The organism is Vibrio hyugaensis, assembly GCF_002906655.1.
In the GTDB taxonomy this organism is placed as follows: domain Bacteria; phylum Pseudomonadota; class Gammaproteobacteria; order Enterobacterales; family Vibrionaceae; genus Vibrio; species Vibrio hyugaensis.
This window is the reverse complement of record NZ_CP025794.1, coordinates 1,579,653-1,597,942: the sequence shown is the minus strand read 5'-3', so window position 1 is coordinate 1,597,942 and position 18,290 is coordinate 1,579,653. Positions and strand designations below refer to the sequence as shown.

Genomic DNA, 18,290 nt, shown 5'->3' with positions numbered 1-18,290 from the left:
CTGTGCTAAACCGTTACCCATTATGGAAGTACTTGATGGTATTTTTTGCCATCATCACCGCTGCGTTGTACGCACTTCCAAATATCTACGGTGAAGATCCGGCTATTCAAGTTACAGGGGCACGTGGTGCCTCTGTAGATATGTCAACGCTGGATGCTGTCACCAAAGCTCTTGATAAAGAGCATCTCTCTCATAAATCCATTGCTCTCGAGAATGGATCAATCCTTGTTCGTTTCAATGACACTGACACTCAAATCAGTGCCCGCGATATCATCAGTGAAGCGCTTGGCAAAGATAAAATTGTTGCACTCAACCTTGCTCCAGCTACGCCAGATTGGCTAGAAGCAATTGGTGCGTCACCACTTAAGCTAGGTCTTGACCTACGAGGTGGTGTTCACTTCTTGATGGAAGTGGATATGGACGCGGCGATGGAAAAGCTGGTTGGTCAACAAGAAGAAGCTTTCCGTAGTGAACTTCGTGAAGCTAAGATTCGCTACCGCGCAATCCGTCCTTCTGGTAAAGAAGGCGTGGAAGTATTGCTACGTAATGAAGAGCAACTAGCTGAAGCGAAAGCTACGTTAGAAAAGAATCACCCAGACATGAATTTTGTCGATTCTGATTCTGATGGTCGTTACGCGTTGATTGCCACCTTTACCGAGCAACGTTTACAAGAAATACGTAACTACGCAGTAGAACAAAACATCACGATTCTTCGTAACCGTGTAAATGAACTTGGTGTTGCTGAGCCATTGGTTCAACGTCAAGGTACTAGCCGCATCGTAGTTGAATTGCCTGGTGTTCAAGACACCGCTCGTGCAAAAGAAATCCTAGGTGCTACGGCAACACTAGAATTCCGCGAAGTCGACGACAAAGCTGACCTTTCTGCTGCGGCAAACGGTCGAGCACCAGCTGGTAGCGAGATTAAGCAAGATCGCGATGGCCGTCCTGTTGTTCTGAAGAAACGCGTAATTCTCGGTGGCCAAAGCATCACAGATGCAAGTTCAAGTGTTGATGAATACGGTCGTCCTCAGGTTAACATCTCGCTAGACAGCGAAGGTGGTAACAAGATGTCTGCGTTCTCTAAAAAGAACATCGGTAAGCTAATGGCAACCGTGTTTGCAGAGTACAAAGATAGTGGTCGTCGTACGCCAGAAGGTCGTGTGATTCTGGATAAACACGAAGAAGTGATCAACCAAGCAACGATTCAGTCTGCGCTTGGCCGTAACTTCCGTATTACCGGTATCGACTCTGCTGCTGAAGCTCACAACCTAGCACTTCTACTTCGTGCTGGTGCTCTAATTGCGCCTATCTCAATCGTTGAAGAACGAACCATCGGTCCATCAATGGGTCAGCAAAACATCGATATGGGTATTCAAGCGTGTATCTGGGGTATGGTAGCCGTAATGCTATTTACGCTGCTTTACTACCGTGGGTTCGGTCTGATTGCCAATATTGCATTGATGGCGAACCTGGTTTTGATTATTGGTGTTATGTCGATGATTCCGGGGGCGACAATGACGCTGCCTGGTATTGCCGGTATCGTATTGACGGTCGGTATGGCAGTCGATGCCAACGTACTGATATTTGAACGTATCCGTGAAGAACTTCGAGATGGGCGTAGTCCACAACAAGCGATTCACCAAGGTTACGCAAACGCATTCAGTACTATCGCCGATGCGAACATCACAACGCTTATCACTGCAATCATTCTATTTGCAGTAGGTACCGGCGCGGTGAAAGGTTTCGCGGTAACACTATCTATCGGTATCTTAACTTCAATGTTCACCGCTATTGTGGGTACACGTTGTATCGTGAACCTGATTTACGGTGGCAAACGCGTTGATAAATTGTCGATCTAAGGCTGGGAATTAATATGTTTCAAATTCTAAAAGCAGAAAACACGATCGGCTTTATGCGTTGGTCGAAAGTCGCGTTCGTATTCTCTATTGTTATGATCGCAGCTTCTATCTTCACGCTATCAACCAAATGGTTGAACTGGGGCCTAGACTTTACTGGTGGTACGCTTATCGAGGTGGGTTTTGAACAACCTGCAAACCTTGAAGAGATTCGTGCAGCACTAGATTCAAAAGGCTTCGGCGATGCGACAGTACAAAACTTTGGTAGTGCTCGCGATGTAATGGTTCGTCTTCGTCCTCGTGACGATATGTCTGGTGAAACGCTAGGTAACCAAATCATTGGTGCAATCAAAGAAGGCACTGGCGAAAGCGTAGAAATGCGTCGTATTGAATTTGTAGGTCCAAACGTTGGTGATGAGCTAACAGAAGCAGGCGGCCTAGCGATTCTTGTATCGCTGATCTGTATCCTGATCTACGTATCAATGCGATTCGAATGGCGTCTAGCGGCTGGTGCGGTAATGGCACTGGCACACGATATCATTATCACGCTGGGTGTCTTCTCACTGATGCAAATCGAAGTGGACCTAACCATCGTAGCGGCACTACTCACGGTTGTTGGTTACTCGCTCAACGATACCATCGTTGTATTCGACCGGATTCGTGAAAACTTCCGTAAGATGCGTAAGGGCGAACCCTCAGACATCATGGATGCGTCAATCACTCAAACATTGAGCCGTACATTGATTACGTCAGGTACAACCTTGTTCGTAGTAATTGCACTGTTCATGCAAGGTGGTGCGATGATTCACGGTTTCGCAACCGCACTTCTACTAGGTATCACTGTAGGTACTTACTCTTCTATTTACGTAGCATCAGCACTAGCGCTAAAACTGGGTATCCAGAAAGAGCACTTGATGCCACCTCAAGTAGAAAAAGAAGGTGCAGAGTTCGACGAGATGCCATAAGGCAGGTTGAGAACCGAAAACAAAAACCGCTGAGCAGTCAGCGGTTTTTTTGTATCTAAAATTCTGCCTTTCAATTTTCTTTGAACTGTTTCGAGGCTCTGATGCTCCATTTTGATCGGTGGAATAGGAATGTCTATGTTTCTTTGTTTCAAGATTGATAGGAGAGCAGGGCTTTTTCGAGCTCAGTATAAAGATGGTGATGAAGTTTGGGTTATCTTTTTTCTGTTTGGTTATCATGAATGTACCAGGTGCTGTTGCAGGTCAACTCCATGAAACCTACTTAACGATCAGAAAAGACTTGTATCAGATGCAATATGAAGAGGTATTGAAGGTTATTGCAGAGCTAGAGCTTTCCCCTAAAGAGAAACGAGAAATTCAGTCTCACCCAATAAAATTTGGTCATCAATTTCCATTTTTGTCATCCATCCCATCAAGTTTGATTACGGAGCTGTCTTACTTTGAAGCATACAGTGAGGATGGAGGAGTTGGGTGTCTTTCCGTAAACGGCTTTGGCGATGTATACCAGCCAGTCACGGTTTCGTTGCAGTTTCTAATGAAGGAAAAAATATGGAAGGTTAAGCACGCAAAAATAGACTACTTACCTGACTACGACCGTTTTTACCAACAGGCAGATTGCTCGAAATAAAAAAGCCCCGCTCAATGAGCGGGGCTATTCAAAAGTCATCAGCGTGACGGGCTTAGTATGACTTCAGAATCTTACTTAAGGATCGCGCTGTTGCCGTTTTCACGGATGTGTTTAAGCATTGATTTAACGCCACGAGCGCTAGAAGCAACGATGTTGCCAGACTTCATGTACTCAGTGCCGCCAGCAAAGTCAGTTAGGATTGCACCAGCTTCACGAGCGATAAGCTCACCTGCTGCCATATCCCAAGGTTTTAGACCTAGTTCGAAGTAACCATCAACACGGCCTGCAGCCACGTAACATAGGTCAAGAGCAGCAGAGCCGCTACGACGGAAGTCAGCACATTCAGTGAATAGAGAACCTACGATTTTGATGTAAGACTCAGCGTGTTGCTTCTGTTTGAATGGGAAGCCAGTTGCTAGAACAGTACCTTGAAGGTCTTTCAGTTGAGCTACACGAATACGAGCGTTGTTTAGTTGAGCGCCAGCACCACGTTGTGCAGTGAATAGCTCGTTTTGCATTGGATCGTATACACAAGCCACTTCAGTTTTACCTTTGAAGCGAACCGCGATAGATACTGCGAAAGTTGGGTAACCTTTTACAAAGTTATTGGTGCCATCCAGTGGGTCGATGATCCATTGTACGTCTTTATCTTTACCTTCGATAAGACCAGCTTCTTCAGCAACGATACAGTGCTCTGGGTAAGAGTGCTTGATAGTATCAATGATGATAGCTTCTGCTTCTTTGTCTACGTTAGTAACAAAGTCATTAGTGCCTTTTAGCGTAGACTCAACTTTATCTGTGTTTTCTAATGATTTAGCAATATGATTGCCTGCTTTTCGCGCAGCGCGAATAGCAATGTTTAGCATTGGATGCATACGAATTTCCCAACGGATGTTAAAGAACAATTTAAAGCGGCGGCGAGTATACCAGAGTGCAGAGAAAAGGGAAGTGGTTATTTTTTGGCCGCATGTGAAAGCCGCACTATTGGCTCTACCTTAAAGCTGAAAAACAATTGATGAGAATGCGAATAGAAACCTGCTTCACCCTAGGGTGTGTTAAAAAATTATGGTAACATCCTTCGGTTTTAATTTAGGTAGCAATCACAGATGTTGGATCAAGTAAAAGTCGTACTCGTCGGAACTTCTCATTCAGGCAACATTGGCTCGGCAGCTCGAGCAATGAAAGTCATGGGTTTAAGCCAGCTTGTATTGGTTGATCCGCAATGTGAGGTCGACGACCAAACCCTAGCACTAGCGGCAGGGGCAGGTGATATTGCACAAAATGCCAAGGTAGTAAAAACACTAGAAGACGCCATTGAAGATTGTGGTCTAGTGGTGGGTTCTAGTGCACGTTCACGCACTTTAGAATGGCCAATGCTTGAACCACGTGAATGTGGTGAAAAGTTTGCCGTTGAAGGTCAAAAGCACCCTGTTGCATTGGTATTTGGCCGAGAAAGAACAGGCCTCACTAATGAAGAATTGCAGAAGTGTCACTACCATGTTTGCATTCCAGCTAACCCTGAATACAGCTCGCTCAACTTAGCGATGGCCGTACAGACGCTGAGCTATGAAGTGCGTGTTGCACACCTCAACCTAGAACAAAGCCAGTACACGCCAAGTGAGCCTGAAGAGTACCCTCGCCATAAAGAATTAGAAATGTTCTTCGAACACCTTGAAAAAGTAATGGTGGAGACCCAATTTATTAGCAAAGAACAGCCTGGTCAGGTGATGAACAAGCTTCGTCGTTTGTATTCACGAGCTCGACCAGAGGCTCAAGAGCTTAATATTTTGCGTGGTGTTTTGACGGCGATTGAAAAGAAACTCTGAACAAAGAATAACCACTTTAGGTGTAAGGATGAATACCTGACTATTTTAGTCAAATAAATACTTGACCATTTTAGTCGGGTATGGAAAAATCCTAATCATTACAAACGATGTGGATACGGTGTGGTATGAAACTTACATCTAAAGGAAGATATGCGGTGACGGCCATGCTGGATGTGGCACTGCACTCGCAACAAAACCCAGTACCTCTAGCAGATATCTCAGAGCGTCAGGGTATCTCGCTCTCATACTTAGAGCAGCTTTTTTCAAAATTGCGCAAAGCCGGTCTTGTTGCCAGCGTTCGTGGTCCTGGCGGTGGTTACCGACTTGGTACTGACGCTCACAGCATTGCTATTGGCACTGTTATCGCAGCGGTTGATGAGTCAGTTGACGCAACCAAATGCCAAGGCAAAGGCGACTGCCAAGGTGGCACTCGCTGCTTAACCCACACTTTGTGGCGTGACCTAAGCTCTCGTATTAGTGACTTCTTAAATAACATTACGCTCGGTGAGCTAATGACAGATAATGAAGTCTTAGAAATTTCTGATCGTCAGGACATTGATCTTGTGGTCACTCATGGGTTATCAAACAAAAATACAACCACCGCGCCCATCGGTGTAAACGTCCGCTCTTAGCGGTCAGCATTTTACATTGGAGTAGAGAATGAAACTGCCGATTTATCTTGATTATTCCGCTACATGTCCAGTCGATCCTCGTGTTGCTGAAAAAATGGTTCAGTACATGACAATGGATGGCACATTTGGCAACCCAGCTTCGCGTTCGCACCGTTATGGCTGGCAGGCAGAAGAAGCTGTAGATACTGCTCGTGAGCAAATTGCTGACCTTCTAAATGCAGATCCTCGCGAAATCGTATTTACATCAGGTGCGACTGAGTCAGACAACCTTGCAATCAAAGGTGCGGCTCACTTTTACTCTAAGAAGGGTAAACACGTAATCACTTGTAAAACAGAGCACAAAGCCGTTCTTGACCCATGTCGTCAACTAGAACGTGAAGGCTTTGAAGTGACTTACCTAGAGCCAGAAGCAAACGGCCTAGTTGATCTAGACAAGCTGCAAGCGGCAATGCGTGAGGACACAGTATTAGTGTCTATCATGCACGTAAACAACGAAATCGGCGTTATTCAAGACATCACTGCTATCGGTGAACTGTGTCGCGAGCGTAAGATCGTATTCCACGTCGATGCTGCTCAATCTGCTGGCAAACTGCCAATCGACGTACAAGAAATGAAGGTTGACCTGATTTCACTTTCTGCGCACAAAGCTTACGGTCCTAAAGGTATCGGCGCACTTTACGTACGTCGCAAACCTCGTATCCGTCTTGAGGCGCAAATGCACGGTGGCGGTCATGAGCGTGGTTTCCGCTCGGGTACACTTCCAACTCACCAGATCGTAGGTATGGGTGAAGCGTTCCGCGTAGCAAAAGAAGACATGCAAAAAGATTACGATCACGCATTAGCACTTCGTAACCGTCTTCTAGATGGCGTTAAAGATCTAGAAGCAGTAACGGTGAATGGTGATCTAGAACAGCGTGTTCCACACAACCTAAACGTGAGCTTTGCATTCGTAGAAGGCGAATCTCTACTGATGTCACTAAAAGACCTAGCAGTCTCTTCTGGTAGTGCTTGTACATCAGCGAGCCTAGAGCCATCTTACGTTCTTCGTGCTCTTGGTTTAGACGATGAATTGGCGCACAGCTCAGTACGTTTCTCATTCGGTCGTTTCACAACTGAAGCAGAAATTGATTACGCAATTGAACAAATCCGCGTTGCAGTGACTAAGCTACGCGACATGTCTCCTCTATGGGATATGTACAAGGAAGGGGTTGATCTGAGCACTGTTGAATGGGCTCACCATTAATCTCACGGACTGAATAGAGGATTCGAGGTAATTTATCATGGCATACAGCGAAAAAGTAATTGATCACTATGAGAACCCACGTAACGTTGGTTCTTTCGATAAAGAAGACCCATCAGTAGGCAGCGGCATGGTTGGCGCACCAGCTTGTGGTGACGTAATGAAACTTCAAATCAAAGTGACGCCAGAAGGCATCATTGAAGACGCGAAGTTTAAAACATACGGTTGTGGTAGTGCGATTGCTTCAAGCTCACTAGTAACTGAGTGGGTAAAAGGCAAGTCTATCGACGAAGCAGCATCTATCAAAAACTCAGAGATTGCCGAAGAGCTAGAACTTCCACCAGTGAAAGTACACTGCTCAATCCTAGCGGAAGACGCAATCAAAGCAGCAGTTGCTGACTACAAGAAAAAACACCAGGAATAAGTATTCCGTATATAATGGGAGCCCTTAAAACGCTCCCATTCCAAAACGTAATTTAGACAAACTTAAGGTGCAGTATGGCCATCACAATGACAGAAACAGCGGCAAGTCGCGTAAAAGCATTTCTAGACAACCGAGGCAAGGGTGTCGGTTTGCGTCTTGGAGTGAAGACGACAGGCTGTTCCGGCATGGCTTACGTACTTGAGTTTGTCGATGATCTTAACGAAGAAGATGAAGTATTTGACCTTTCAGGTGTGAAAATCATTATCGATCAGAAGAGCTTGGTGTACTTAGACGGTACCGAGTTAGATTACGTGAAGGAAGGGTTGAATGAAGGCTTTGAATTCAACAACCCGAATGCAAAAAGTGAATGTGGTTGTGGTGAAAGCTTCAACGTCTAATTGTTCGTCCTTCTGGGCGACCGAGTCCAGAAGGCTTTACTAGGACCCGATCTTAATGAATCACTTTGAATTATTTGGGCTACCAAGTCAGTTTAAGCTGGATGGTAGCCTTCTTTCTTCTCAGTTCCGAGAACTACAAAAACGCTTCCACCCAGATAACTTTGCTACTGCTTCTGAGCGTGATCGCTTGATGGCGGTACAAAAAGCAGCGCAAATTAACGATGCTTATCAAATTCTAAAGCAGCCTATTTCACGTGCGGAATATCTCTTGGCTGAAAATGGCATTGAAATCCGTGGTGAACAACAAACTATGCAAGACCCAATGTTCTTGATGGAACAAATGGAATTGCGTGAAGAATTGGAAGAAATTGCTGACAGCTCTGATCCGGAATCAGCGCTTTTTGACTTCGACTCTAAGGTCAGCAAAATGTACAAACAGCATTTGGCGAGTGTAGAAAAAGAACTTGATAATAGTCTTTGGCCAGAAGCCGCAGACCGAGTTCGAAAACTCAAATTTATTGCCAAACTAAAGAACGAAATTGAACTGGTTGAAGACAAACTCCTCGGCTAGTTAGCGTGACAAGGACCCATCATGGCACTACTTCAAATCGCAGAACCGGGCCAAAGCTCGGCACCTCATGAGCATAAGTTAGCAGCGGGTATCGACTTAGGTACCACTAACTCTTTGGTTGCATCAGTTCGAAGCGGCGACGCAAAAACACTGACAGACGACCAAGGCCGTAGCATTTTGCCTTCAGTGGTAAACTACACGCAAGATTCAGCGTCAGTTGGTTACGATGCCAAAGCAAAAGCAGAGCTAGAACCAGCAAACACCATCATCTCGGTAAAACGTCTGCTCGGCCGTTCATTAAAAGACATTCAAGCTCGCTACCCATCTTTGCCTTACCAATTTAAAGAAAGCGACAACGGTCTGCCAATTCTGCAAACCGCTCAAGGTGACAAAAACCCGATTGAAGTGTCCGCCGACATTCTTAAAGCGCTTGGCAAGCGTGCAGAAGAAACGCTAGGTGGTGAATTAGCTGGCGTGGTAATTACTGTTCCAGCTTACTTTGATGACGCTCAACGTGCAGGTACAAAAGACGCGGCGAAATTGGCTGGTCTTCATGTACTACGTCTGCTTAACGAGCCAACAGCGGCTGCGATTGCTTACGGTTTAGATTCTGGCCAAGAAGGCGTTATTGCGGTTTACGACTTGGGTGGTGGTACGTTTGATATCTCTATCCTACGCTTGTCGAAAGGCGTATTTGAAGTATTAGCAACAGGTGGTGACTCGGCGCTAGGTGGTGATGACTTTGACCATCTTTTAGCAGACTACCTGATGGAGCAAGCTGGCTTAGAAGCGCCGCTTTCTGCTGAGAAAAACCGTGCGTTGCTGAACATTGCAACCGAGACGAAAATTGCGTTCTCTGAGCAAGACCGCGTTGATGTTGATGTATTTGGCTGGAAAGGCTCAGTGACTCGTGAGCAGTTCGAAGATTTGATTCGTCCTCTGGTTAAGAAAACGCTGATGTCTTGTCGTCGAGCATTGAAAGATGCAGATGTCGATGCAGAAGATGTACTTGAAGCCGTAATGGTGGGTGGCTCAACACGAACGTTACTTGTTCGCGAAATGGTCGGTGACTTCTTTGGTCGCAAACCGCTTACTACGATCAATCCAGACGAAGTCGTCGCAATCGGTGCCGGTATCCAAGCGGATATTTTGGCAGGTAACAAACCTGATTCTGAAATGCTTCTGCTTGACGTCATCCCATTGTCTCTTGGTATTGAAACCATGGGTGGTCTGGTTGAGAAAATTATTCCTCGTAACACCACAATCCCAGTAGCACGAGCGCAAGAATTTACCACATTTAAAGATGGTCAAACGGCTATGACAGTGCACACCGTTCAAGGTGAACGTGAAATGGTGGACGATTGCCGTTCACTAGCTCGTTTCTCATTGAAAGGCATTCCTCCAATGGCAGCAGGTGCAGCACACATTCGCGTGACTTATCAAGTGGATGCTGACGGTCTATTGTCCGTGACCGCGATGGAGAAAAGCACAGGCGTACAATCTGAGATTCAGGTGAAGCCTTCGTACGGTCTGAGTGATAACGAAGTCGCGAACATGCTACGTGATTCAATGGCGTTTGCGAAAGAAGACATGCAAGCTCGAGCTCTAGCGGAGCAATGTGTTGAAGCTGACCGAGTGATTGAGGGCTTGATTGCGGCAATGCAAGCTGATGGCGATGAATTGCTGTCAGAGCAAGAAAAACAAGCATTAGTTAAAGTTATTGAAGCGTTGATCGAGTTGCGCAATGGCGACGATGTCGCAGCAATCGAACAAGGTATTAAAGACACCGACAAAGCAAGCCAAGACTTTGCGTCGCGACGTATGGATAAATCAATTCGAGCTGCACTGTCTGGTCAGTCAGTTAATGATATATAAGAGATAAGTAGTTATGCCTAAGATTATTGTATTACCGCACGAAGATTTGTGCCCAGAAGGTGCAGTGTTGGAAGCAAACACTGGTGACACCGTTCTAGACGTAGCACTGAAAAACGGTATCGGTATTGAACACGCATGTGAAAAGTCATGTGCTTGTACAACTTGCCACGTGATCATTCGTGAAGGTTTTGATTCACTGGAAGAGAGTGAAGAACTAGAAGACGATATGCTAGATAAAGCATGGGGTCTGGAACCAGAATCTCGCTTAGGTTGCCAAGCGAAGGTCGCTGATGAAGATTTGGTTGTTGAGATTCCGAAATACACGTTGAACCACGCGTCAGAAGATCACTAATACTATCTCCCCAATAATATAGGGGCGAAGCAAAAGGAAGATGAGCAATGAAATGGACAGATTCTCGCGACATCGCGATTGAGCTTTGTGACAAGTTTCCTGATACGGATCCTAAAACGGTACGTTTTACGGATTTACATCAATGGATCACTGAATTGGAAGAGTTTGACGATGAACCAAACCGTTCTAATGAAAAGATCCTAGAAGCCGTTATCTTGTGCTGGATGGATGAAGCTGACTAATGCTCGATTCGGCGGTAAAACGCAGCAGAGTTAACAATTCTCACTAAAAAAAGCGGACCTCAAGGTCCGTTTTTTTATCAAGTTGACATTTTTACCCTACATAATGCTAACATCCGTTAGTTATTAAAAAGAAGAGGCGTAGGCAACGCCGTTATAAGACAAGGAGAAACCATGTCTACACAGATGTCTGTATTTCTAAGCCAAGAACCAGCGGCACCACATTGGGGCGACAAAGCATTGCTTTCTTTCGCTGAAAATGGCGCAACGATTCACCTAGGTGAAGGGCATGATCTTGGCGCAGTCCAACGTGCAGCTCGTCAACTAGATGGCCAAGGAATTCGTTCAATTCTACTTGCTGGTGATAACTGGGATGTTGAAAGCGTTTGGGCTTTCCACCAAGGTTACCGCAACCCGAAAAAACACGGCACATTAGAGTGGATTGCTCTGTCTGAAAAAGACCAAGCTGAGCTTCATGCTCGCATCACTGCAACCGACTTTACTCGTGACATTATCAACAAAACAGCAGAAGAAGTTGCCCCTCGTCAACTGGCAACCATGGCTGCGGAATTCATCAAATCTGTGGCGCCTCAAGGTACAGTTACTGCTCGTATCGTAAAAGATAAAGACCTACTGTCGGAAGGCTGGGAAGGTATCTACGCAGTGGGTCGTGGTTCTGAGCGAACGTCAGCAATGCTGCAACTTGACTACAATCCAACAGGTGATGAAAACGCACCGGTATTTGCATGTTTAGTTGGTAAAGGCATTACCTTTGATTCAGGCGGCTACAGCCTTAAGCCATCAAACTTCATGACGGCAATGAAGGCTGATATGGGCGGTTCAGGTACGATTACTGGTGGTCTTGGTCTCGCTATTCTTCGTGGTCTGAACAAGCGTGTGAAGCTGATTCTTTGTTGTGCTGAGAACATGGTATCTGGTCGTGCGCTTAAACTTGGCGACATCATTACCTACAAAAACGGTAAGACGGTTGAGATCATGAACACCGACGCCGAAGGGCGCTTGGTACTTGCTGATGGTCTTATTTACGCAAGTGAGCAAACCCCAGAGCTCATCATTGACTGTGCAACGCTGACAGGCGCAGCGAAGAACGCACTAGGTAATGATTACCATGCACTAATGAGTTTTGATGACGAGCTTTCTCATCAAGCGCTAACGGCCGCGAACCAAGAGAAAGAAGGTCTGTGGCCACTACCTCTTGCTGATTTCCACCGTGGCATGCTGCCATCAAACTTTGCTGACCTGTCTAACATCAGTTCTGGTGATTACTCTCCTGGTGCGAGCACTGCCGCGGCATTCTTGTCTTACTTCGTTGAAGATTACAAGAAAGGTTGGTTGCATTTTGATTGCGCGGGTACCTACCGTAAGTCAGCGTCAGATAAATGGTCTGCTGGTGCGACAGGTATGGGGGTTCGTACTCTTGCCCGTTTCCTAAACGAACAAGCCACAAAATAAGACTTTTGCCAGTGCAGACTTTTGTCTGTACTGGTATAACTAAGAGAGACGCAAGTCCCTCATATAAAACTATTATTACAAGTACAAAAAGGAAACTTTATGGCTCTAGAAAGAACGTTTTCAATTGTTAAGCCCGACGCTGTAGAACGCAATCTGATTGGTGAGATCTACCACCGCATTGAAAAAGCTGGTCTACGCATCGTTGCTGCAAAAATGGTTCATCTGACAGAAGAACAGGCGAGCGGTTTTTACGCAGAACATGAAGGCAAACCTTTTTTCCCTGCACTGAAAGAGTTCATGACATCTGGCCCTATCATGGTTCAGGTTTTGGAAGGTGAAGATGCAATCGCTCGTTACCGTGAGCTAATGGGGAAAACAAATCCAGAAGAAGCGGCATGTGGCACTATCCGTGCAGACTACGCACTTAGTATGCGTTACAACTCTGTTCATGGCTCAGACAGTCCTGCATCTGCAGCTCGTGAGATTGAATTCTTCTTCCCTGAGTCAGAGATTTGCCCGCGTTAATCTTGTTCTAATATGAATGTTGAGCCTCGGAATTTTCCGGGGCTTTTTATTATCGAAAATTGACTGAGAACTGATTACACCTATTGTCTAAAATTTAATCTATAAGATTTTAATGCCTTAGCAAACTCAGGGTCTTAGAGCCCTTGTTGTAGCTGCATAAAGGCTGTACAATTCGCGCCCTTATTCTTGTTTCAGTCATTGAGAGGCAACATGACCACTGAAAAAATCAATCTACTCGACTTTGATCGCAAAGGCATGCGTCAATTTTTCGCGGAAGAGCTAGGCGAAAAAGCGTTCCGTGCGGATCAGGTTATGAAGTGGATCTACCATTTCGGTGTTGATGACTTCGATAACATGACGAACATCAACAAGAAGCTACGTGAAAAACTGCAACACAAGTGCGAAATCAAAGCACCAACGGTAGCAGAAGCTCAGCACTCTTCAGACGGCACAATCAAGTGGGCGATGAAGGTTGGTGATCAGGACGTAGAAACGGTTTATATCCCAGAAGAAGATCGTGCGACATTATGTGTATCGTCTCAGGTAGGTTGTGCGCTGGAATGTAAGTTCTGTTCAACCGCTCAACAGGGTTTCAACCGTAACCTAAAAGTCTCTGAAATCATTGGTCAGGTATGGCGTGCTGCGCGCGAAGTTGGTTTGCAAAAAGAAACCGGTCGTCGCCCAATCACTAACGTGGTAATGATGGGCATGGGTGAGCCTCTTCTAAACATGAAGAACCTTATCCCTGCGCTTGAAATCATGCTTGATGATCTTGGTTTTGGCTTGTCTAAACGTCGTGTCACCGTATCTACTTCTGGTGTGGTTTCTGGTCTTGATCAGATGACGGGTAAAATTGACGTCGCATTGGCGATCTCTCTACACGCGCCAAACGATGAACTACGTAGCCAAATTATGCCGATCAACGACCGTTGGGACATTCAAGATTTCCTTGCATCAGTTCGTCGTTACATCGCTTCATCGAATGCTAACCGCGGAAAAGTAACCGTTGAGTACGTACTACTTGATCATGTGAATGATGATATGGACCACGCTCGTGAACTTGCGGAGCTAATGAAAGATACGCCATGTAAGATCAACCTGATTCCGTTTAACCCGTATCCAGGTTCTCCTTACAAAAAACCAAGTAACTCACGCATCGACCGTTTCCAGAAAACATTGATGCAATACGAACACACGGTAACGGTTCGTAAAACGCGTGGTGATGATATTGATGCCGCATGCGGGCAGTTAGTTGGTGATGTTATTGACCGCACCAAACGTACAGCATCTCTAAAAGCTGCGCGTGGTGCAGAAACCATCGACGTAAAAGCAGTATAAGTTGTAACAAATTCTTGAATAGCCAGAGCCTTATGCTCTGGCTATTTTGTTTGTAATATCTACACTGTATCCTTATAGACACAGCGTTGTGAGTAGAAATATTACTTAGCTGTGTCAATTTTTGGACAAAAGCTTGAGCTATCTGTTAATTTGAGAGCAAAGAGTTTTTGTCTTCCTTATACATTCGCTTATCATGGTGAGCGAAATATAACAAAGACACTGACTATTCTCAGTATTCTCTCAATTACGTTTGCTGATTCATTGCAAGCGAGCATTCATACTCTGAACACTGAGAATTTCTAAAAGATTATTTTGGTTAACGCGTTTAGGCTAGCTATCTTTAAGTGAGGCTTAAGAACAAAAACGAAAATAAATAACTGTGTTAGCCACCAAACAGATTAAATACCGCCATTATGACAGAACACGAAAACACCAATGAAGTCCCGCTTTCTATGGAAGCTGGCACGTTACTAAAAAACAAACGCGAATCTCTAGGGATGACTCAGAAGCATGTTGCTGATCGCCTAAGACTTCGCGTTTCTGTTATTGAAGATATTGAAAACAATCGATTTGAAGCACAGCAAGTTACTACGTTTACTCGTGGTTACTTACGTTCTTATGCAAAGCTTGTTGGGCTTGATGAAAAGATTGTTTTGGCAGCTTTAGAGCAAACTTCTGAAGTTCACGTTAAGCCACAAGAAACAGAGATGCAAAGTTTCTCTCGTAAAACCAAACACGAGAAACACAATAGCCGAATTATGCTGCTCACATGGGCGATTGCGATTGTGATTACTGGTATCTCTGGCGCTTGGTGGTGGCAGAACCAGCAAGAAAACAGCCTTGCTCAAGTTGTGACAGAATCAAGTTCAGAAACGGAACAAACAGCGGACGATGCTGATATCGATCTAATGAGTGCCGATGAACTTATCGCAAGCACGCCTGCGGAAGTTGCGCCAGTGGTAGAAGTTACTGAAGCCGTTTCATCTGCTGACGAGACGGTAAGTAAAGCAGAAAGCGCGGTAGCAGCAACTGAAGAAGCGGTGACAGAAGCTGTGGCAGAAGAGCCTGTTGCGGTCATCGAAGATGCTCAAGCAACTCAAGAACCAATGACGCCTGTTGTGCCAGAGGGCATGACGTTATTAACCATGAAGTTTAAAGCAGACTGCTGGATTCAGGTTAAGGACTCGAATGGCAAAACGCTAGTAAGCGGGACCCGTAAACCGGGTCAAGACGTAGAACTTGCCGGAAAAGCACCTTTTAAAGTGATATTAGGCGCACCAGAAGGCGTAACCATGACATTTGCAAGTGAACCTGTCGACCTTTCTGGGTATACTTCAGGCAAAGTCGCTAGATTCACTTTACCGTTATAAATATTATGCAACACGAATCTCCAATTATTCGTCGTAAATCGACGCGTATTTATGTGGGTGATGTGCCAATTGGTGATGGTGCACCGATTGCTGTACAGTCAATGACAAACACTCGCACGACTGATGTGGAAGCTACAGTCGCACAAATCCGAGCATTAGAAAAAGTGGGTGCAGACATTGTACGTGTTTCTGTTCCTACTATGGATGCTGCGGAAGCTTTTAAGCTCATCAAACAGCAAGTGTCTGTGCCGTTAGTTGCGGACATTCACTTTGACTACCGTATCGCCCTGAAAGTGGCAGAGTACGGTGTTGATTGTTTGCGTATCAACCCAGGTAACATCGGAAACGAAGAGCGTATTCGCTCTGTTGTTGATTGTGCCCGTGACAAAAACATCCCTATCCGTATTGGTGTAAACGGTGGTTCTTTGGAAAAAGATCTGCAGATGAAATACGGTGAGCCAACGCCAGAGGCATTGGTAGAGTCGGCGATGCGTCACGTGGATCATCTAGATCGTCTTAACTTTGACCAGTTTAAAGTCAGTGTGAAAGCGTCGGATGTGTTCCTAGCGGTGGATTCATACCGTCTATTGGCAAAACAGATTGACCAGCCACTACACCTAGGTATCACCGAAGCAGGTGGTGCAAGAGCTGGCGCTGTTAAGTCATCGGTTGGTCTTGGTATGCTTTTGGCTGAAGGCATCGGTGATACGCTACGTATCTCATTGGCGGCAGATCCAGTAGAAGAGATCAAAGTTGGCTTTGATATTCTTAAGTCTTTGCGTATTCGCTCACGTGGCATCAACTTTATTGCTTGTCCAAGCTGTTCACGTCAGGAGTTCGACGTGATTAACACAGTTAACGCACTGGAAGAGCGTCTAGAAGACATCATCACACCTATGGATGTGTCTATCATCGGCTGTGTAGTAAACGGCCCAGGTGAAGCTGAGGTTTCACACCTAGGTCTAGCTGGCAGCAATAAGAAGAGCGCATTCTACGAAGACGGCAAACGTCAGAAAGAGCGTTTCGACAACGATGATCTAGTGAACCAGCTAGAAGCGAAAATCCGTGCGAAAGCGTCTGTATTAGACCAAGCTAACCGCATCGATATCAAACAAGAAGATTAATCTCATAGCTTGAGCACGCTAAGTGTGCTCGGGTTACTAAGCGACGGTAATTATTGTGGCAAAGAAAATCCAAGCAATCCGAGGCATGAACGACTGCCTTCCAACTCAGTCTCCGCTGTGGCAGAAACTTGAAAACGCAGTAAAAAGTACCGTGAGCGCATACGGCTACAACGAAGTGCGCATGCCAATCGTTGAAGAAACAAACCTATTCAGCCGCGCGGTTGGTGAAGAGACAGACGTCGTTTCAAAAGAAATGTACACCTTTGATGATCGTAACGGAGACAGCCTAACACTTCGCCCTGAAGGTACAGCTGGCTGTGTACGTGCATGTATTCAAAACAGTCTGATCAACCGTGACGAACAACGTCTATGGTACATGGGGCCTATGTTCCGCCATGAACGCCCGCAGAAAGGTCGTTACCGTCAATTCCACCAGTGTGGTGTTGAGGTGTTCGGTCTAAATGGTCCAGATGTTGATGCTGAGCTTATCATGATGACAGCACGTCTATGGCGTGAGCTGGGTATCCATGAACATGTTCGTCTTGAGCTTAACTCTATCGGTTCTCAAGAAGATCGCGCAGATTACCGCACGGCACTGGTTGCATTCCTTGAGCAACATATCGATGTGCTAGACGAAGATTGTAAGCGTCGTATGCACACGAACCCACTGAGAGTTCTGGATACGAAGAACCCTGACGTTCAGGCTATTTTAGGCGATGCACCTCGCCTTTCTGAGTACTTAGGTGAAGAATCTAAAGCACACTTCGCAGGTCTATGTGAACTTTTAGACGCTGCAGGTATCGAATACACAGTTAACGAGCGTCTAGTTCGTGGTCTGGATTACTACAACCGCACGGTATTTGAGTGGATCACTGAGAGCTTAGGTGCTCAAGGCACAGTATGTGGCGGTGGTCGTTACGATGGCCTTGTAGAACAATTAGGTGGTAACGCAACACCAGCAGTTGGTTTTGCAATGGGCCTAGAGCGTCTTGTTTTGATGCTAGAAACACTAGAGCTAACCGATGTTCGTCGAAGTGTCGATGTTTACGTAGTGACAGCTGGCGAAGGCACAATGATGGTAGGCATGAAGCTAGCAGAACAGCTTCGTGAAGCTGTCCCAGGTGTTCGTGTGATGAATCACTTCGGTGGTGGTAACTTCAAGAAACAGTTTAAACGCGCAGACAAAGTCGGTGCTGTTGTAGCATTAGTGCTGGGCGAAAACGAAGTTGCGGATAATACCGTAGTACTAAAAGATTTGGTTGGTGGTGAGCAAGAGACTTACAATCAAGCAGAAGTTGCTGAGAAGATCGCAGCACTTATCTAAGTCTTTTAATAAGCTAAAGATTATATCCTAATTTGTAATAACGAGGCTCCCAAGATAGGAGCCTTTCGACGAATAGGAGCAATGGTAGCTCTTGCTGCCATTTACATGTTTT

The 18,290-nt window shown here is 45.6% G+C and carries 19 protein-coding genes; 18 read left to right on the top strand and 1 reads right to left on the bottom strand.

Going from position 1 to position 18,290, the window contains the following annotated elements; all coding sequences use genetic code 11:
* Positions 1 to 2: 2 nt before the first annotated feature.
* The 3 genes from secD to C1S74_RS07970 all read left to right on the top strand — a co-directional run bounded on the left by secD (position 3) and on the right by C1S74_RS07970 (position 3,467).
* Positions 3 to 1,859: a protein translocase subunit SecD gene (gene secD / locus C1S74_RS07980; protein WP_082039052.1), complete on the top strand. Its 1,857-nt coding sequence runs from the start codon at positions 3 to 5 to the stop codon at positions 1,857 to 1,859.
* Positions 1,860 to 1,873: 14 nt separating this feature from the next.
* Positions 1,874 to 2,821, top strand: a complete 948-nt coding sequence (gene secF, locus C1S74_RS07975; RefSeq protein ID WP_005440322.1) for a protein translocase subunit SecF — start codon at positions 1,874 to 1,876, stop codon at positions 2,819 to 2,821.
* A 199-nt stretch (positions 2,822 to 3,020) separates the two neighbouring features.
* Entirely contained in the window at positions 3,021 to 3,467 is a 447-nt protein-coding gene (locus C1S74_RS07970; RefSeq protein ID WP_231572692.1) for a hypothetical protein, read from the top strand.
* 71 nt (positions 3,468 to 3,538) lie between these two features.
* Here the strand turns inward: C1S74_RS07970 and suhB are convergent, their stop codons facing one another.
* Positions 3,539 to 4,342, bottom strand: coding sequence for an inositol-1-monophosphatase (gene suhB / locus C1S74_RS07965; protein ID WP_038869570.1), 804 nt, complete (start codon positions 4,340 to 4,342; stop codon positions 3,539 to 3,541).
* Positions 4,343 to 4,573: 231 nt separating this feature from the next.
* Between suhB and trmJ the strand changes: the two genes are divergently transcribed.
* From trmJ to hisS, 15 genes are all read left to right on the top strand, one after another.
* The gene (gene trmJ, locus C1S74_RS07960) at positions 4,574 to 5,293 is read left to right on the top strand and encodes a tRNA (cytosine(32)/uridine(32)-2'-O)-methyltransferase TrmJ (RefSeq protein WP_045400020.1); all 720 of its coding nucleotides are present in this window, start codon (positions 4,574 to 4,576) and stop codon (positions 5,291 to 5,293) included.
* Between the two features lie 125 nt (positions 5,294 to 5,418).
* Positions 5,419 to 5,925 (top strand): Fe-S cluster assembly transcriptional regulator IscR, encoded by a 507-nt coding sequence (iscR, locus tag C1S74_RS07955; RefSeq protein ID WP_038881779.1) that lies wholly within the window; start codon positions 5,419 to 5,421, stop codon positions 5,923 to 5,925.
* Positions 5,926 to 5,953: 28 nt separating this feature from the next.
* Positions 5,954 to 7,168, top strand: a complete 1,215-nt coding sequence (locus C1S74_RS07950) for an IscS subfamily cysteine desulfurase (RefSeq protein ID WP_045400022.1) — start codon at positions 5,954 to 5,956, stop codon at positions 7,166 to 7,168.
* A gap of 37 nt (positions 7,169 to 7,205) precedes the next feature.
* Positions 7,206 to 7,589, top strand: coding sequence for a Fe-S cluster assembly scaffold IscU (gene iscU, locus C1S74_RS07945; protein ID WP_005424883.1), 384 nt, complete (start codon positions 7,206 to 7,208; stop codon positions 7,587 to 7,589).
* A gap of 74 nt (positions 7,590 to 7,663) precedes the next feature.
* On the top strand, positions 7,664 to 7,987 hold the full coding sequence (gene iscA, locus C1S74_RS07940; RefSeq protein ID WP_038869579.1) for an iron-sulfur cluster assembly protein IscA: 324 nt from the start codon (positions 7,664 to 7,666) through the stop codon (positions 7,985 to 7,987).
* Between the two features lie 55 nt (positions 7,988 to 8,042).
* Positions 8,043 to 8,558 (top strand): co-chaperone HscB, encoded by a 516-nt coding sequence (gene hscB, locus C1S74_RS07935; protein ID WP_045400024.1) that lies wholly within the window; start codon positions 8,043 to 8,045, stop codon positions 8,556 to 8,558.
* A 21-nt stretch (positions 8,559 to 8,579) separates the two neighbouring features.
* Entirely contained in the window at positions 8,580 to 10,433 is a 1,854-nt protein-coding gene (gene hscA / locus C1S74_RS07930) for a Fe-S protein assembly chaperone HscA (RefSeq protein WP_045400027.1), read from the top strand.
* A gap of 13 nt (positions 10,434 to 10,446) precedes the next feature.
* On the top strand, positions 10,447 to 10,785 hold the full coding sequence (fdx, locus tag C1S74_RS07925; protein WP_005424889.1) for an ISC system 2Fe-2S type ferredoxin: 339 nt from the start codon (positions 10,447 to 10,449) through the stop codon (positions 10,783 to 10,785).
* A gap of 47 nt (positions 10,786 to 10,832) precedes the next feature.
* Positions 10,833 to 11,027 carry a Fe-S cluster assembly protein IscX gene (iscX, locus tag C1S74_RS07920; RefSeq protein WP_038869586.1) on the top strand — a complete coding sequence of 65 codons (195 nt, stop codon included), beginning with the start codon at positions 10,833 to 10,835 and terminating at the stop codon, positions 11,025 to 11,027.
* Between the two features lie 171 nt (positions 11,028 to 11,198).
* The gene (gene pepB / locus C1S74_RS07915) at positions 11,199 to 12,497 is read left to right on the top strand and encodes an aminopeptidase PepB (protein WP_038869587.1); all 1,299 of its coding nucleotides are present in this window, start codon (positions 11,199 to 11,201) and stop codon (positions 12,495 to 12,497) included.
* Between the two features lie 99 nt (positions 12,498 to 12,596).
* Positions 12,597 to 13,022, top strand: a complete 426-nt coding sequence (gene ndk, locus C1S74_RS07910; protein WP_042606296.1) for a nucleoside-diphosphate kinase — start codon at positions 12,597 to 12,599, stop codon at positions 13,020 to 13,022.
* Between the two features lie 210 nt (positions 13,023 to 13,232).
* Positions 13,233 to 14,360 (top strand): dual-specificity RNA methyltransferase RlmN, encoded by a 1,128-nt coding sequence (rlmN, locus tag C1S74_RS07905; RefSeq protein WP_038869592.1) that lies wholly within the window; start codon positions 13,233 to 13,235, stop codon positions 14,358 to 14,360.
* 413 nt (positions 14,361 to 14,773) lie between these two features.
* A complete protein-coding gene (gene rodZ / locus C1S74_RS07900) occupies positions 14,774 to 15,730 on the top strand; it encodes a cytoskeleton protein RodZ (RefSeq protein WP_045400030.1) in 957 nt (318 codons plus the stop codon).
* A gap of 5 nt (positions 15,731 to 15,735) precedes the next feature.
* Positions 15,736 to 16,854 (top strand): flavodoxin-dependent (E)-4-hydroxy-3-methylbut-2-enyl-diphosphate synthase, encoded by a 1,119-nt coding sequence (ispG, locus tag C1S74_RS07895; RefSeq protein ID WP_005424674.1) that lies wholly within the window; start codon positions 15,736 to 15,738, stop codon positions 16,852 to 16,854.
* Positions 16,855 to 16,909: 55 nt separating this feature from the next.
* On the top strand, positions 16,910 to 18,178 hold the full coding sequence (gene hisS, locus C1S74_RS07890) for a histidine--tRNA ligase (RefSeq protein ID WP_045400032.1): 1,269 nt from the start codon (positions 16,910 to 16,912) through the stop codon (positions 18,176 to 18,178).
* The last annotated feature ends 112 nt before the right edge of the window (positions 18,179 to 18,290 follow it).